We start from the raw sequence: 17,360 nt of genomic DNA, 5'->3' as shown, positions 1-17,360 counted from the left end.
ATAAACTTTTTATGTGCCTAAGATGCCATTCAATGGCATCATTTAAATTAATCAAAAACAACAAAATCAAAAAATAATTAGTTTTAGAATAACACAATTGAATTGCGTTGAGATTGAAGTTTTAGGTCTAAAAATAGCATTAAATTAATGATTTAGCTAGTTATTTCTCTAGAACAATGCCAGTTTCAATATGATCGGTATAAGGAAACTGGTCAAATAGGGCAAACTGTTTTATCTGATGCGTTAAAGTGAGTTGCTGTAAATTCTCATAAAGTGTGAGAGGATTGCATGAAATATAGATAATACGCTGATAATGGCTTAAGAGTTTAAGCGTATCACTATCTAGCCCACCTCTAGGAGGATCAACTAATACGGTTTGGCAATCATATGTGCTTAAATCAATCTCTTTAAGGCGTTTAAATTGACGCTCGTTATTAATTGCTTGGGTAAATTCTTCTGCCGATAATCTTGCAATGACTAAATTTTCAATTTTATTTGTTAAAATATTTTGATTTGCGACATTTACTGATGTTTTAGCAATTTCGGTCGCTAAGACGTTTCGAAAATTTTGCGCAAGTGCGATCGAAAAATTACCGTTACCACAATAAAACTCCAATAAATCACCCGCAAGATCTTTCGTTACTGAAACTGCCCATTCTAACATTTTAATATTGACAGCCGCATTAGGTTGCGTAAATGCATTCTCGACTTGCCTATAAATAAATGTTTTATCAAAAACGGGGAGAATTTCGACAACATAATCTTTATCTATAACTATTTTTTGATTTGTAGCTCTTCCAACAATATTTACGTTAATACCTTGTTCACATAATGTTTTTTTTAATTTTTCTGCTTCTGCTTTCCATTCTTCTGTTAATTTCTTGTGATACAACAGTGTAATAAGTAATTGATTACTTAACGTAGAAAGGTAATCAATTTGAAAGAGTAAATCACGTAATAATTCATTATGTTGCAACAATGGAAGAATTGCTTGCATACCTTGATTAATCAATTCTGATGCAATAGGAAAGCTATCTATACGGACACGTCTTTTAGTTTGTTTATCATACATAACATGGTACAAATCTTCGCCTTTATGCCATATTCTAAATTCTGCTCGCATTCGATAATGACGAATTGGTGATGGAAAAACCCGCAATTCAGGCGGATTAAACTCAGTCAATAAATTGTTTAAATAAATTATTTTTTTATCAAGTTCGGCAACATAGTGTGAATCAGAAAATTCTTTAATCATTTATATCAAATAGTTAGTCATTTTAGGTGGCAATTTTGCGTTATTAATGCCTGCTTGTCTAGCCTAAGGCAAAAAATTTGCTTTTATTTTTATGTATGAGCAAATAAACTACCTTAACCACTGATCCCATTTTTGTATAACAAAATCTCGTTCTTGCTGATAAAGCTCACTATCAACAACTGCCGGTTGATTTTGTAATGCTAATTGGTGAATCACATTACGCATATCAATATAAACTTGTGTTAATTTTATCGCCTCATTGGTATCAATTATTTGATTTTGATAAGCTTGCTCTAATATTCTGACGTTATCTTGCCAATCGGTTAATTTAGGATACTTATGTGCATATGCTAATACTAAATATTGCGATAAAAATTCAATATCATTAATACCACCCTTATCTGTTTTTAAATTAAATAAATTCGGATCTTTATTTGCTAAATGCGTTCGCATTTTTTCGCGCATTTCAAATACTTGTTTTTTTAATATTTGCTTATCGCGTTCTTTACTTAAAATTTGTCGTCTAATACGATTAAAATCATTAATCAGCTTAGATTCTCCATAGACTGCTCTCGCTCTAACTAATGCTTGATGTTCCCATGTCCATGCTTCTTGCTGCTCATAATCAGAAAATGCGGAAAGACTTGTCGCGAGTAATCCAGCTTCACCTTGGGGTCTTAACCGAAGATCGATATCATAAAGAATGCCAAAGCTCATACGAACTGTAAATAAATGTATAATTCGTTGTACTAATCGTAAATAAAATTGCTGGCTATCAATTGATTTATTACCATTCGTCATACTGTTTGCCGGGCAATCATGAACAAAAACTAAATCTAAATCTGAACTATAACCTAACTCTAATCCCCCTAATTTGCCGAAGGCAATAATCAAAAAACCTTTATCATTAATTCGTTGTTGATTGAATCCTTCTTGTATGATTGATTCTTGATTTTTTGTCAGTTGATTAATAGACAAATGTTGTGGGATCCCATAACGCTTAACCATATGATCCCATGCCATTTGCACAACAAAATCTAATAATGCCTCAGCCACATAGGTTAAATGATCACTGACTTTCATCGTTGGTAGCACCCCCCCAACATCTGCCGCCGCTATATGCAATAATTGCATTTGTTTAAATTGACGCAATGCTTCTAACTGTTGCTCTTCATCATCAGGCGGAATACGAAGTAAATATTGATATAACTCATGTTTATAATCAGTAGCACTGAGTGTTCGATAAAGAGAATTTATATCGATTAATTCATCAAGTAATAAAGGATAATGTGCTAGCTGATCGCTTATCATAGGAGAGGCATGACAAAGTAGGATTAATTGCTGTAAAGCCGTTGGGTTTTCTAATAATAATTCGAGATAGGTTGTGCGACTAATAATATTCTCAAGCATCGATAATATTCGCTTAAGGACGTCAAGATATTGTTTATCTTGTTTGATGCATGATAATAATCGTGGCATCAGTTGATCGAGGATTTCTCGACCTCGTGTGCCTATCGTTCGCTTTGTTAAGGTTTGCCTAAATTGATGTAATTGCTGGCAAAATTGTACCGCATTCTCATTGCTAAATTGATTAAAGACTGATTTAACCTCTTGAACAGATAAATCAGCATTCCATAAATCATTAAATTTGGGATCATAATGCTGCTGAACTTGATTTGATTCTACAACTTCGCCAATTAATTGATTAAAAATATGACGATTTGTTTGCAATCTGCTTGATAGATTCTCAAGTAAACTATCCCAATTTGGCATTGCCATTCCTATTGCTAAACGTAACTTATCTAACGGGTCTTCAGGTAAATTTTGAGTTTGTTTATCGTCTATTGCTTGTAATAAATTCTCAAGACGACGTAAAAATAAATAGTTATCTTTAAGAATATTAACTTCTTCATTTGTTAATAATTTCTCTTGGTAAATCACCTCTAAGGCTTTTAACAATGAACGCGTTTGTAATGCGGGTACACGCCCACCCCGGATTAATTGAAATACCTGGACGATAAATTCAATTTCACGAATTCCGCCAGCACCGAGTTTAATATTATTTTTTAAACCTCGCCGTCTCACCTCTCGTTCAATCATACCTTTCATATTTCGCAATGATTGTAAAACACTAAAATCAATATATCGCCGATACACAAACGGTTTTAATAATTGATAAAGTTCTTGCACATAGGGCGCTTCTTGAGATCCGAGTATTTTTGCCTTTATCATTGCATAACGTTCCCAATCACGACCTTGCTCTTGGTAATAATCCTCCATTGCCGCAAAACTAAGAACTAAAGGCCCTCCTTCTCCTAAAGGTCGTAAACGCATATCAACTCGATAGACAAAGCCGTCATTTGTGACTTGATCTAAGGCTTTAATTAACCTTTGCCCAAGGCGTGTGAAAAAAGTCGCATTATCGATTTCGCGCCTACCGCCTACAGTCTGCCCATGCTCTGGGTAAGCAAATATCAAATCAATGTCAGATGAAAAATTTAACTCTCCTCCCCCTAGCTTTCCCATACCTAAAATAAGAAACGGTTGACTTTCTCCCTGAGCATTACAGGGAGTGCCTAATTCTTGACACGTTAATTGATAAAGCCAATTTTTAGTTTGAATAATGATGACTTCGGCTAGTTGACTTAATTGTTTTAATATTTGTTCTGTTGAGCTTGTTTCCGTTAATTGAGACCATTCTATTCTAACTAAAATATAACGTCGAAACTGTCGTAAAGTTTTCATTAATTCAGCTTCATCATTAACATATTGTAAAGCCTCTGTTAACCAATTAGCATAATAATCGCTTTCATCCGCTTGTATGCCATCATTATTGATACGATTTAACCATTTTGGAAAACGCGCAAACGAGTCAACTAAAAAATCACTTTGCAATAAAATAGACAGATTACTTTGCACATCTTCCACAGAGCAATGACTTAGTTTTTGTTTAATCACATCTTGCTGAGCATTAAATGGTGCGTAAGATAAAGGCATATTCATAAAAAATCCTTTAATGATTTAACTGCAACATGATAATTAATTTAAGCTTATTATTGATTTCACTATAAGCAAAATCATAGATTAAATAATCAAATTTAGCCTCATCGAGCCTCAAGCGCTGTGAATGCCATGATGTATATTCTGGTAGATTAACTAAGCCAAAGGATTGTAATAATTCATCTACTTGTTGCAACGTTTGCTGATAATGTAATGCATCTTGATTAGCCAATGCATATTCTTCATTTTGTTGCCAAAATTTAAGTAAACAAGATAAATCGGTAATATTATGAAGACCATGCGAAAACGGCAAAATAGCTTGATTATTGATTATTTGATAACCTCTTGCTGCTTTACTTTGTGAAAATAAATGCAATTTAAACCGCGTTAATTCACTGGCAAAATTTAATAAATCTTCAGGATCACCTCTTTTTAATTCTACTTCGATTTCTTGCAACGGTATTTTTATTCCCTTAGACTCAATCGATCCTTTATCGAGCACCACTTCAATTTCACTTTTTGCAAATGAAATCAGCCAAACTTGTCGTAAAAAATGCGTGGTAAATAACGGTTTAATTGAATGTTGCAACAAATCAATATCAAAAGATTTGGGTAGTGCTTCTATCGGTAATAATCTGATATCTAATTGGTTATTAGGTAAATTTATATTATATTCAACTCTTTCATGTAATCCTGCTATTACTTTTCCTTTACCTTTCAAGGTCATCTCATAGGATGAATCATTATCTTGCTCAATATATCGCACACGTAAACCTAGATGATGAGACTTTAATTGATAATCAGGTGTATCATAATAGGTATTTTCGAGTTTTAATAATTGAAATGGTTGTGTCACCTTTGGTGAAAGAGTAAATTCATTTTGATCGGCAAGAACCCAATCAGTTAAAAATTGCGCTAAGGCTGGGATTTGCTGGTTTTGAATAGTAAATTTTAATTCAATTTCGTGATTCATAATAGGTAGGAATATAACGGTAATTAATTCTAATCATAACGTGAATTACGTAAAAAATATAGCGGTAAAGAAAGAGTGATTAGAGGAATAATTATACGGATTCTACAACATAAAATCCCATAAATTATGAAGGCATCTTTTGACTAGAATGACTAAGCAAAAAGAGATATTAAATTCTTTCTGCTTAACTTTAAGCGTATAGGTAAAATCATTAATTCATTTGTTATAAATTTTATCAAAATTAATTAGCAAAATTATTTTCTAACCCTGCTTTAGCAATTTTGATAACATTTTTTAAATCGACGCCTTGCGCTTTAGCGGCAAAAATACAACCACAATAGCATTGACGATATACATCGTATTCTTTACAAATTTCGATTGAACGTTTATAACCATTGTTTTTCTTAAAATCCGATGGCAAATAATTAACAGCAAATATTTCTTGAATTTCAAATCCGATATCATTTATTTTTTGGCTATTTTTTTTAGGACTTAATGTCAATGCACTTGCAAAATAATCAAATCCTAATTCTTGAGCTTTAATTGCCGCCAAATCTAAACGCATTTTGTAACAAACATGACAACGTTCACCGCCTTCCGGAGCATCACGTAAATGCGCAACTTTTTCAATAAATTCGGCAGGCTGGTAAGGTGCATCTAAAAATTGCACATTATGACCGGTTTTTTCATTAAAATCATTGATGAATTTTTGTTGTACTTTGCTACGATACTCATATTCGACGCGTGGATGAATGTTCGAATTAGCAAAATAAATAGTAATATCCGCATATTGCGCTAAGTATTCTAAAACATAGGTACTACATGGTGCGCAGCAACTATGAATTAATAGTTTTGGACGGAAATTTTTAGCCTGCCATGCATCAATCATTTCTTTTAAAATATTGTCATAATTGATTTTATTGTGGGGATTTTGTTTTTCTAAAATACTCTTTGCATTGATTAACATAATTTTTATTTTTGTAAATAACTCTCTAAGGGTTGTAGCATAACACTGTATATAAAAAAAATCTGTAAATCTTTAATAATTATATTTTTGCTTTTTCCTCTACTTTTTCTTATTCTTCCTACAAAATTGAGATAAGAATCGATTTTTTATCCATTCAATAAATAAATTTACACACGTCCAAACAATAATTAAAAACATTAACCCAACCGGCAAAAGGAAGAACAGGAAAAATAGGATCCAATCTATAATCCCCCATCCCCTTATCAACTCTCCGCTAAAAATCTTATCCCAATCGATAGGTCCCTTTGCACGACCACTATTATATGAATATGCATAACCTCTATACGTATATGTTGTCCCTACAATCTCTCGTGCATAAGTAAAATTCAAATTAAATATTAAAAACAGATAAGCTAAAAAGTAAATAATTTTTTTCATATCTTAATTTTTATAATTATTATAAATAAGTAATTAACTAAACCTTTATTGATGCTATAAATTATATATTAAAATGCTAGATAAAGTGCACGTACTTTATACATTTGTTTTATATAAATCAAGAAAACAAACAATATAATTTTAGCAACATTATAAAACATCAAACAAGATAAGATAATGATTTTAATAAAAAAACAATTAATGACGTTAAAAATTTAACCTTAACTAAAATAATCAATTAAATATAAAAGAAAAATACAGCACTCTTTAAAAATCATTCAATAAAAATGATTAATCATATTTAATTAAATAATAGTTGTAAGCTAAGTAGAATAATATATAATTTACAACCCCAATTTTGGGTAAATGAATAGGAAATAAATTATGTTTACACTTTTTTTAGATTGTTTTAGAAAAAACTATTGTAATTTTTCAGGTCGAGCAAGACGTAAAGAATATTGGTCTTTTCAATTATTTTTATCCATTTTATTATCGATTTTAATGATCATAATGTATAATCAGATAATTAATATTAACTATTATAATTCTTACTATTATTATAGAGGTAATGATAGTTCACTTTCTATAGCGTTATTCTTCGTTATAGCTGTGGTTTTAGTCATATTTCTTCCTGCCTTAGCTGTAACAGTTCGCAGATTACATGATCTTGATATAAGTGGTTGGTGGCTATTAGTTATGCTTATACCCTATGTTGGATCGTTGGCGAATTTAGTATTTCTTGTTATGTATATGTTTAAAGGCACTACTGGCTCAAATAAATACGGTCCCGATCCGCTTGAGAATATTAAGTAATATCCGATTAATACTATATTAGTACTATTAGTCCAGTTTAGAATAATTTATAATTAACTCAGTTTTTAACGAGACAAATTATATTTTGCTCTTTCTATCATAAGGAAAATAACATGAAATACAAAGCAGTTGCCTTTGACATGGATGGGACTTTGCTTGGCTCTAATCGGCTCATTTTACCTGAAACTGTTGATGTCATTTCAAAAATACAAGCTAAAGGTATTAAAGTTATTTTAGTTTCAGGGCGTCATCATAGTGTTATTTTTCCTTATTATCATCAACTTAAATTATCTACACCCGCTATTTGTTGTAATGGTGCTTACCTGTATGATTTTACAAAACAACAAAACTTTGCAGCCAAACCAATGACTAAAGAAAACGCAAAATTATTATTGAATTTAGTCAATGAGCATCACATCCATACCATGATTTATACTGATGAATTTATGACTTACGCTGTTTTAGACGATCATATTCAAGGATTACTAAATTGGATTGCATCGTTACCACAAATTATTCAACCTAAACTCAAAAAAGTCGATTCATTAGCGTCTGTTATTCAAGATGCAAAACAAATCTTTAAATTCGCAACAAGTAGTCACAATATTCCAGATTTAATTAATTTTGATAGTGCTGTAAAGCAACAAAAAGTCTTTTCAAGCGAATGGTCATGGTCGAATCGTGTTGATGTCGCGGCTGAAGGTAATAGCAAAGGAAATGGATTAACGCATTGGGCTGCCCATGAAAATATAGCACTAAACGAAATTATTGCTTTTGGTGATAGTTATAATGATATTAGTATGCTAACCATTGCCGGTCTTGGTATCGCAATGGGCAATGCTGATGATGAAGTTAAATCCATAGCGGATTATGCAATTGGTGATAATAACAGTCCGAGTATTGCTAATGAATTAACTAAACTATTTTTGTCATAATTAATGTTTGAAATTCTCTATCAAGATAACGCAATTATTGCCATTAACAAACCTGCCGGTTGGCTTGTACATCGTAGCTGGCTTGATAAAGCAGAAACACAATTTGTAATGCAAACATTACGTGATCAAATTGGGCAACATGTTTTCCCTGTACATCGCTTAGATAGACCGACTTCTGGTGTATTATTATTTGCTCTATCTAGTGATGTTGCACGAAGTTTAAGCGAAGATTTTTCTCAGAAAAAAATTAGCAAAGCGTATTATGCGATTGTGAGAGGCTATCTTAATAGTAATGATACTATTGATTACCCGTTAATCGAAGAGTTAGATAAAATTGCTGATAAATTTGCTAAGCAAAATAAACCGGCACAACCTGCTATCACAGCTTATCAAGCTATCAGTAAAATTGAAATCCCCGTCATGGTTGGCAAATATACAACAGCAAGATATAGTTTTGTTAAATTAATGCCACAAACTGGTCGTAAACATCAATTACGTCGACATATGAAGCATATTTTCCATCCTATCATTGGTGATAGTAAGCATGGTGATCTCCGTCAAAATCGAGCATTTAGTGAATATTTTGGCATTAAACGTTTAATGTTACATGCGAATTCATTAAATATTATTCACCCTATCACAAAAGAGCCATTACAAATTACAGCTAAACTTGATAATGATTGGCAATCGATTTTATCGCTTTTTTCTTAAAGAGGCTAATCGCCCTTTCGCCTTTATATCTTATATCAATTGACAGTATTAAGTTTTGTCAATTTATTGTAGAATACGGTTATTTTTACAGCTTGTATTAGGATCTCATCAATAACTATGAAAAACGCGACTTATAATCCCTCCGCCATTGAACAAAAGCTATATAAACACTGGGAAAACAGTGGTTATTTTAAACCCAATGGTGATAAATCTAATCCAAGTTATTGTATCGCTATCCCCCCTCCAAATGTTACCGGTAGTTTACACATGGGACATGCTTTTCAACAAACTATTATGGATGCGCTAATTCGTTATCATCGTATGCAAGGTGATAATACTCTTTGGCAATCAGGTACAGATCATGCTGGGATTGCAACGCAAATGGTTGTTGAACGCAAAATTGCTGCCGAAGAAAACAAAACACGTCACGACTATGGTCGGGATGCATTTATTGAAAAAATCTGGCAATGGAAATCGGAATCGGGTGGCAATATTACTCAGCAAATGCGTCGTTTGGGCGATTCGGTCGATTGGGAACGTGAACGATTTACAATGGACGAAGGGTTATCTAACGCAGTAAAAGAAGTCTTTGTTCGCTTATACCAAGAAGATTTAATTTATCGTGGTAAACGTTTAGTCAATTGGGATCCCAAATTACGTACCGCTATCTCAGATCTCGAAGTTGAAAATCGTGCAGTAAAAGGCTCGATGTGGCATTTACGTTATCAGTTAGCTGATAACGCCAAAACGGCTGAAGGCAAAAATTATTTAGTTGTTGCAACAACAAGACCGGAAACCCTCCTTGGTGATACAGGTGTTGCTGTTAATCCTAATGATCCTCGATATAAAGATCTTATTGGTAAAGAAGTTATTGTGCCATTTGTAAATCGTCGTATTCCAATAATTGGTGATGAGCACGCTGATATGACTAAAGGTACGGGCTGTGTAAAAATCACTCCTGCACATGATTTTAATGACTATGAAGTTGGCCGTCGTCATAAATTACCCATGATTAATATTTTCACCTTTGATGGAGATATTCGAGAAAAAGCCGAAGTCTTTAATACCAATGGCGAAATCAGCACCGATCACATGACCGATTTACCGCAACAGTTTCAATGCCTTGAGCGCTTTGCGGCTCGTAAAGCAATTGTTGCTGAATGCGAAAAATTATCAATATTAGATAAAATTGAACCCCATGATTTGACCATTCCTTATGGTGACCGTGGTGGAGTTGTCATTGAACCAATGTTAACTGATCAATGGTATGTTCGAGCTAATGTATTAGCTAAACCCGCCATTGAAGCCGTTAAACAAGGCGATATTCAATTTGTCCCAAAACAATACGAAAATATGTATTTCTCATGGATGAATGATATTCAAGATTGGTGCATTTCTCGCCAATTATGGTGGGGACATCGTATTCCTGCTTGGTATGACGAAAAAGGAAATGTCTACGTCGGACGTGACGAGGATGAAGTTCGCCAGCAATATCAATTAACAGATGATATAAAATTACGACAAGACGATGATGTACTTGATACTTGGTTTTCATCAGCACTTTGGACTTTTTCAACTTTAGGATGGCCAAATAATACCGATGATTTAGCGACATTCCATCCAACAAATGTATTAGTAACCGGTTTTGATATTATCTTCTTTTGGGTTGCACGAATGATTATGATGACCATGCATTTCATTAAAGATAAAGACGGTAAAGCACAAGTGCCATTTAAAACAGTCTATGTGACAGGTCTCATTCGCGATGAAGAAGGTCAAAAAATGTCTAAATCGAAAGGAAATGTTATCGATCCTCTAGATATGATAGATGGTATTACCTTAGACAAACTACTCGAAAAACGTACCGGCAATATGATGCAACCACAATTAGCTGAAAAAATAGCCAAACGAACGCAAAAACAATTTCCAAATGGCATTGAAGCACATGGAACAGATGCCTTAAGATTTACCTTAGCTGCCTTAGCCTCAACAGGTCGAGATATTAATTGGGATTTAAAACGTTTAGAAGGTTATCGTAATTTTTGTAATAAACTTTGGAATGCAAGCCGTTATGTTTTAATGAATACGGAAGGCCATGATTGCGGATTTAAAGGTGGTGAACTAGATTATTCATTAGCTGATAAATGGATTTTGGCTGAATTTAATAAAACCATATCCGCTTATCACGTAGCTTTCAATACATACCGTTTCGATATAGCTGCTAATATCATTTATGATTTCACTTGGAATGAATTTTGTGACTGGTATTTAGAGCTAAGCAAGGCAATCTTAAACAATGGAAATGCAAATCAGCAACGTGCAACTCGACATACACTTATAACCGTTTTAGAGGGATTATTACGCCTAGCACATCCAATTATTCCATTTATAACCGAAGAAATTTGGCAAAATATTAAAGGCTTAATGAATATCACAGCAGACACTATTATGTTGGCGCCTATGCCAACCATCGATCCTAAACAAATTGATGAGCAAGCCATTTTAGATATTTCTTGGATAAAAGATGTCGTTATTGCCGTGCGTAATATTCGTGCTGAAATGAATCTTGCACCAAATAAACCACTAGATTTACTGATTAGAAATGCATCGCCCGTTGTACATCGTATCGTAAACAATAATATTGCTTTTATTGAATCATTGGCACGTTTATCAAGCATTAAATTATTAAACGAAAATGAGCAAGCACCATTGTCTATAACCAAATTAGTCGATGGCGCTGAAATTTTATTCCCAATGGCAGACATCATCAATAAAGAAAACGAACTCACTCGTTTAGAAAAGGAAATCGATCGTGTTGATAAAGAAATTGCTCGTATTGATAATAAATTATCGAATGCAAGTTTTGTTGATAAAGCGCCAGCAGCTGTTGTTGAGAAAGAAAAAGAAAAACAACAAGGTTATATTGAAGATAAAGCGAAACTACAAGAACAATATTTAGCTATTCAAAGCCTATAATCTTTAACAATAATGACAGTAATTAAAAAACTCTCGCAATACGAGAGTTTTTTATCATGAAATGATAATTAAAATTTATAAGCAAGACCAAACATGTAAACAAAAGGATTAAGTTTGTAATTTGCTTGTACTTTTTTATTACCTAAATACGCTGTTGCGGTTGTTTCTATATCAATATAACGTGCTTGAAGATTGGCAAAAAGATTATCACTAAGTTGATAATCTATCCCCACTTGGGCAGCAAATCCCCACGAATTATCAAGACTTAAATCGTGAAAACCTCTTCTTTGGGCACTATTACTTAAAGTTTCATCATAAAAGTAAGTGTAATTAATACCTGCACCAATGTATGGTTGTAAACCAAATTGTGAATCTAAAGGATACCAAACAAGGCTTAATGTTGGTGGTAATTGTTTGATTTTACCAAGAGATCTACCCGTAAAGCGTGTAGAATATCCACCTAGATTGATTTCATGAGAAAAAGGTGTGGATGCTAATAATTCAATACCGAAATGATCCGTCATCATGTATTGAAAATTTAAACCTAATTGGATATCACTATCGGTTTCAGCTCTAAGATCGCTTCTTGGACCACCGACTTTTACATGCTCACTGTGATCTTCTGGTTGAATATAAATTGCACCACCACGAACAATAACATCTCCTTCACTATAAGCATAAGCCATACTACTAACGCAGCTTAAAGAGACTAATAATGCTAACGTTGTTTTTTTCATTTAATAACTCCTATTTAATTATTTTATTAATGAATTTTAATAATAAAAAAGTAGATAAAATAAGATAATTTTTAATAAACATTTTATCATTTGTATAACTAATGATCTAATAGAAAATTAATAGTTAATTTAACGTTAATTATTTACAAATTATCGTCACTATATTTAATCTAATTAGTTAGTTTGTCAAATATAAAATAAAGTTTTTTGAATTATCCAATTGCAATAAATTTTATTTTTTAATAAAATAACTAATCTAATTAATCGGGCTGTTAGCTCAGTCGGTAGAGCAGTTGACTCTTAATCAATTTGTCGTGGGTTCGATCCCCCCACAGCCCACCAATTAATAGTTTGGTTTTAAATAAGTTTTAACAATTAACAACCCTATTTGCTAATATGTTAATTGTTTATTGTGCCGTAAATGTGACGTTGTTGGCAAACTCTAACATGTGATCCGCGTTCAAGTGAGCATATTTTTTTACCATTTCTAACGTTTCCCAGCCGCCAAGCTCTTTTAACGTAAATAATGGGGTGCCCGCTTGAACATGCCAACTTGCCCATGTATGCCTCAAGTCATGAAAATGAAAATCATCAATTCCTGCTAATTCACATGCATCACTGAAATCACGCCGATCAATATCATAAATGCGTTTTTTAGTTGAACGCGTAAATACATATTCGGAATCGGTTTTAGACTTTAGTTTTCTTATTAATTCAGTTGCATCTGAATTTAATAATAATGATCTAGCTTTTCCTGATTTTGCATTTTCGTTTGTAATAGTTGCTATACTATTTATAAGATCAATGTTGTGCCATGTTAAGGTAAATATTTCACTCATTCGTGCACCAGTAGATAAAGCAAAAAAACAAACATCTTTCATCCATTGCAATCGTAAGTTATGTACAAGTAAATTCGCTTTTTCTTTGGTTATCCACTTCACTCTCACTTTAGGCTCTTTGCTTCGAGGTACGAACGGAACAGATTCTATCCAATCTAGTTTATATGCCAACGAAAACATTCGCATAATATCAGCTCGGTATCTGTTTTTGGTTGCATTAGAAGCTGCCGCGCCTGTTCTCTTAGATGTCATAGGTAACGACTTCAATATTTCTTCACCTGTGATTGAATTAAGGATACGTCCAGAAAAATGATTAAGGAAATATTCGGCGCGAGTCTGTTTAGTACTAAAATTACTCTGCTCTTTACCATCCTTAAGAAACAAAATAACCGCATCCTCAAATAAGCGTTGCGGCTTTTTATCTAGTCTAGATATATCCCATAGTTCAGCTTTTAATCTATCGTGATACTCTAAAGCTTTCTTTTTGTCTGTCGTGCCAGTAGATTGTCTAACTCTTGATCCATCTGGCGCCGCGATATCAATATGCCACGTTTCACCGCGCTTTTTGATTGACATTTAATTACCTCCTTAGAGGTTAGCCGATTGCCATTATCATTTGCTTTAAATTTTTCTTCAAATTCTTTTTTATCGGCTAACCATTTACCTTTATTGTCTATTTGGAAAAAACCCAGTTTTGATTTGTTTTCGTAAAGATATGTATAGGATAAAGGTGTTGTGCGTACAGCTTCTTTTAGGGTTATCAACTCCATATAATTTATCTCCTAAAAAATATTATCATTCAATATCTTATTTAAGTGCTAATACTGTTAATTCATGACCAAACACAGCACCTGTATCAATGTATATTTCGTCCCATCTATTTTTAAATAATCACTCATGATTTCACCTCATCTTAAAATTCTTTTAAGATGGATAAAATATGCGCAATTACATCAACAGTCCAACCGTTACCAAGTAATTTGTAGCGTTGCGAATTACTTACTGATGCCGTGTAATTATCTGGTAAAGTTTGCAGTCTTTCGCATTCAATAGGGATGAGCGGTTTATGATTTTGGTCTAACTATTTATTCATTTAACGCACCGATGAGATCATTAATCAGTTGAGATAACAATTCTGTCACCATTAAAAAATTAGCCTCATCTCTTGCTATTTCGTCTTCCCACATATCGACGTTTTTATCAAGAATATCGATTGAATATTTGATTTTAGAAAAGACAAGTGCGGTATTTACCGTAAAAGTAATGCCTGATTTGTGAGTTAAAGATAACGATTCAACGTTTCGTCCTGAATGTAAATAAGCTTTCACTTCATCAGTATTTAAGATTTCGTTAGTGAGTTTTATTTTACTGCTTGCGAATGGTTCAACTAATAACGCGTTGTCTTGTATAGTAAAGTTATTTGGCTTTTTGTTTTCTTTAAGCCATTCATTAAAAATGTTATTGATTAATTGAAATACATAAAGCGGGATAACGGATAATTTTTCTAATGCTCTTCTTAATATACTTAGCATCTCTTCAGCTTGTTTAAAGCTTGAAGTTTCGATAGCTATGAAACCTTCACGGTGATTAATCCAAATAGGCGTAAGATTTTCGGTTACAAACGCCTTAGGTATTAGCTCATTCATTAAATCATCTTTTAAGGTCGTTTTTTCACATTTAGTTAGACTTCTGTCGAGTGATTTTTGTCGCTCCATTACTTTTTCTTGTAACATTTTTTTAATTACTTTGTTAGGAAGAACTCGGTTTTCTCTTTTTAAAGTTAAAAATGATTGTCCATTAATGGTATGTATTAGATTTTCATCACCCATCGGTGGAACAAAGCCTTGACTTGAAATATCAAATGATGAGCATGGTTTAAAAGCGAATTCTTTTAAAATATCATTGCTAATCTTGTTTAGGTTACTGTCTTTGTCAAATTTAAATACGATGAGTTTTTTAAAAAACATTTTTAATTCTCCATATGATTGTGGTTGAAAACCATAATAAAATTTTAGTTTGAAACTAAAACGAGGATGTTAATAATAGGGTTAGGGCTTTGGTGATATAGAAAATTGAACTACGCGGCTTCAATCATAAGTAGCGGTTTGTCCATATTTGGAATGGACGGATCATTAAGATTGGCGATATAACTTTTTTCGCCTTCAAATTCATTAATGATGTTTTGCTCTTCATAGCTACAATTATCATATGTTTTTGTAGCATAGTCTGGGGGTAGCCAACTCCTCTCGCGTCCAACAAATACGTTATACCGTCTTAACAATGCTTCATCTTTAATGTAAAAATGCATAGTACCTTTTAAATAGGTTTGCACTTTAAACATGCTATTTTCAAAAAACCGATCCGATGTTAATCCGGCTTTGCGTTTTTCCGACCATTCTTTGATGGCTGTTGATAATTTAACGTCTGGGTAAATCCCGTTGTTAAAATAGACAAAAACTTTTTCAATATCATTGAGTTCTTCGATTAGAGAATATTCAATACCCCAGCTTGAATAAGCATTCATAATCAAGATGAATTTTTTATTAATTTTATAGCCATTATTTGATTTCCAACCATTAAACAAATATATACTGTTCTTTGATTCTGGATAATGGCTGTGTTGATACGTAATTTTGTCAAATAATGCAAATATCGCATTTTTAAATAAATCTGAACCATTATCTAAAATGTACTCATACAAGGTGTTGATGTTATTGCGTGAAAATTCCATGTCACTAAATTGTTTAATAATGCTGTGAAACTTACTCAATGATTTTGATGTTAATTTTTTATTAAATTCGTCGCGATTTAGTAATTTATTCCAGTAACGTTTTTTTATAATATTATTAGCTTCTCCGATTGCGTTTTGAACCTCAAACATGGAATAATTTGTCGAATTCTCCCCATCAACAACCCCAACTTTAAACAGCTCACGACAGCCATACGATGCCTTAAACATACCAATGCATGTTTTTGTTATGCGCTGCTGTAAATCTTGATATTCTGCTAACATGTCTTCAATACTTTCTTTTTCATTTGTTTTTTTGATTTCCGACCCATCTTTCAAATCTATATCAATTTTTTCTTTTTCATAGCCAGAGCCAAAAATATCGTCTATATCTTGCTCTTTTACGATATGAATTAATGCTACTTCCACATCTGTTTTGCGCTCTGCTGATGAAAACGCCTTCGTTTCATATATAACTGTGGCATTTAGTTCTGCTAATTTTTGATTTAATAATTTACGATGATTGGAAAATGGATTTTTTAGCGTTTCAGCATTTAATATGCATAGAATTTCACCATTAATAACGTAATTTAACGCGTGTAATAGATGTTTGTCGCCGTCTTTAAATGGTGGGTTCATGATAATTAAGTCGTAGCTTTCAATTGAACTAAATTCTAAAAAATCACTTCCAACAATTTTTAACTTAAATTCACTTCTTCCGACTTCTCTTTGCATATCATACAAAATACTGCATAAATTTTTGTCTATCTCGCAACAATGAAAATGCAAAAATCTTTTTTCGTACGCACTTAATCCTTCAACATATGATTTGATTAAATCGCCTTTGCCTGCGTTTGGCTCTAAAATGTGTTTATATTCTGATTTTCTCTTTTTTAGCATTGAAAAAAGCTTATTGGCTATCGTCGGTGGAGTCGGGTAGAATTGGTTATCTTTGTCCGGTAATTGTTTCATACTTTTTCCCTCAATA

12 protein-coding genes, 1 tRNA gene and 1 pseudogene are annotated in these 17,360 nt (G+C 32.8%); 5 read left to right on the top strand and 9 right to left on the bottom strand.

The features are described 5' to 3' along the window. Positions 1-160: 160 nt before the first annotated feature. The 4 genes from trmA to ACSYSW_RS05165 form a co-directional block, all read right to left on the bottom strand. Complete coding sequence (gene trmA / locus ACSYSW_RS05180; RefSeq protein WP_491704367.1) at positions 161-1,255, bottom strand: tRNA (uridine(54)-C5)-methyltransferase TrmA; 1,095 nt, start codon at positions 1,253-1,255, stop codon at positions 161-163. Between the two features lie 108 nt (positions 1,256-1,363). Then, entirely contained in the window at positions 1,364-4,252 is a 2,889-nt protein-coding gene (gene glnE / locus ACSYSW_RS05175) for a bifunctional [glutamate--ammonia ligase]-adenylyl-L-tyrosine phosphorylase/[glutamate--ammonia-ligase] adenylyltransferase (RefSeq protein ID WP_491706327.1), read from the bottom strand. A 16-nt stretch (positions 4,253-4,268) separates the two neighbouring features. Beyond that, positions 4,269-5,228, bottom strand: a complete 960-nt coding sequence (locus ACSYSW_RS05170) for a CYTH domain-containing protein (RefSeq protein WP_491704369.1) — start codon at positions 5,226-5,228, stop codon at positions 4,269-4,271. Between the two features lie 241 nt (positions 5,229-5,469). Further along, positions 5,470-6,195: an epoxyqueuosine reductase QueH gene (locus ACSYSW_RS05165; protein WP_491704370.1), complete on the bottom strand. Its 726-nt coding sequence runs from the start codon at positions 6,193-6,195 to the stop codon at positions 5,470-5,472. Positions 6,196-7,017: 822 nt separating this feature from the next. Here ACSYSW_RS05165 and ACSYSW_RS05160 point away from each other — a divergent pair. The 4 genes from ACSYSW_RS05160 to ACSYSW_RS05145 all read left to right on the top strand — a co-directional run bounded on the left by ACSYSW_RS05160 (position 7,018) and on the right by ACSYSW_RS05145 (position 12,068). Further along, positions 7,018-7,446 (top strand): DUF805 domain-containing protein, encoded by a 429-nt coding sequence (locus tag ACSYSW_RS05160; RefSeq protein ID WP_491704371.1) that lies wholly within the window; start codon positions 7,018-7,020, stop codon positions 7,444-7,446. Positions 7,447-7,559: 113 nt separating this feature from the next. Beyond that, positions 7,560-8,381, top strand: a complete 822-nt coding sequence (locus ACSYSW_RS05155) for a pyridoxal phosphatase (protein ID WP_491704372.1) — start codon at positions 7,560-7,562, stop codon at positions 8,379-8,381. 3 nt (positions 8,382-8,384) lie between these two features. Next, entirely contained in the window at positions 8,385-9,092 is a 708-nt protein-coding gene (gene truC / locus ACSYSW_RS05150; protein ID WP_491704373.1) for a tRNA pseudouridine(65) synthase TruC, read from the top strand. 117 nt (positions 9,093-9,209) lie between these two features. Next, complete coding sequence (locus tag ACSYSW_RS05145; RefSeq protein ID WP_491704374.1) at positions 9,210-12,068, top strand: valine--tRNA ligase; 2,859 nt, start codon at positions 9,210-9,212, stop codon at positions 12,066-12,068. A gap of 68 nt (positions 12,069-12,136) precedes the next feature. Here ACSYSW_RS05145 and ACSYSW_RS05140 read toward each other — a convergent pair whose 3' ends face one another. Continuing rightward, positions 12,137-12,805, bottom strand: coding sequence for an OmpW/AlkL family protein (locus tag ACSYSW_RS05140; RefSeq protein ID WP_491704375.1), 669 nt, complete (start codon positions 12,803-12,805; stop codon positions 12,137-12,139). A gap of 266 nt (positions 12,806-13,071) precedes the next feature. Here ACSYSW_RS05140 and ACSYSW_RS05135 point away from each other — a divergent pair. Beyond that, a tRNA-Lys gene (locus ACSYSW_RS05135) sits at positions 13,072-13,147 on the top strand. Between the two features lie 65 nt (positions 13,148-13,212). Here the strand turns inward: ACSYSW_RS05135 and ACSYSW_RS05130 are convergent. From ACSYSW_RS05130 to ACSYSW_RS05115, 4 genes and pseudogenes are all read right to left on the bottom strand, one after another. Next, complete coding sequence (locus ACSYSW_RS05130; protein WP_491704376.1) at positions 13,213-14,220, bottom strand: tyrosine-type recombinase/integrase; 1,008 nt, start codon at positions 14,218-14,220, stop codon at positions 13,213-13,215. A 337-nt stretch (positions 14,221-14,557) separates the two neighbouring features. Then, positions 14,558-14,710, bottom strand: a pseudogene (locus ACSYSW_RS05125) (DNA cytosine methyltransferase); the annotation flags it as partial. Positions 14,711-14,729: 19 nt separating this feature from the next. Further along, complete coding sequence (gene rdgC / locus ACSYSW_RS05120; RefSeq protein ID WP_491704377.1) at positions 14,730-15,611, bottom strand: recombination-associated protein RdgC; 882 nt, start codon at positions 15,609-15,611, stop codon at positions 14,730-14,732. 110 nt (positions 15,612-15,721) lie between these two features. After that, the gene (locus ACSYSW_RS05115; protein ID WP_491704378.1) at positions 15,722-17,344 is read right to left on the bottom strand and encodes a DUF4942 domain-containing protein; all 1,623 of its coding nucleotides are present in this window, start codon (positions 17,342-17,344) and stop codon (positions 15,722-15,724) included. Between the last annotated feature and the right edge of the window lie 16 nt (positions 17,345-17,360).

It is taken from the genome of Gilliamella sp. ESL1225 (genome assembly GCF_058502635.1).
This window is presented reverse-complemented; position numbering and strand designations above follow the sequence as displayed.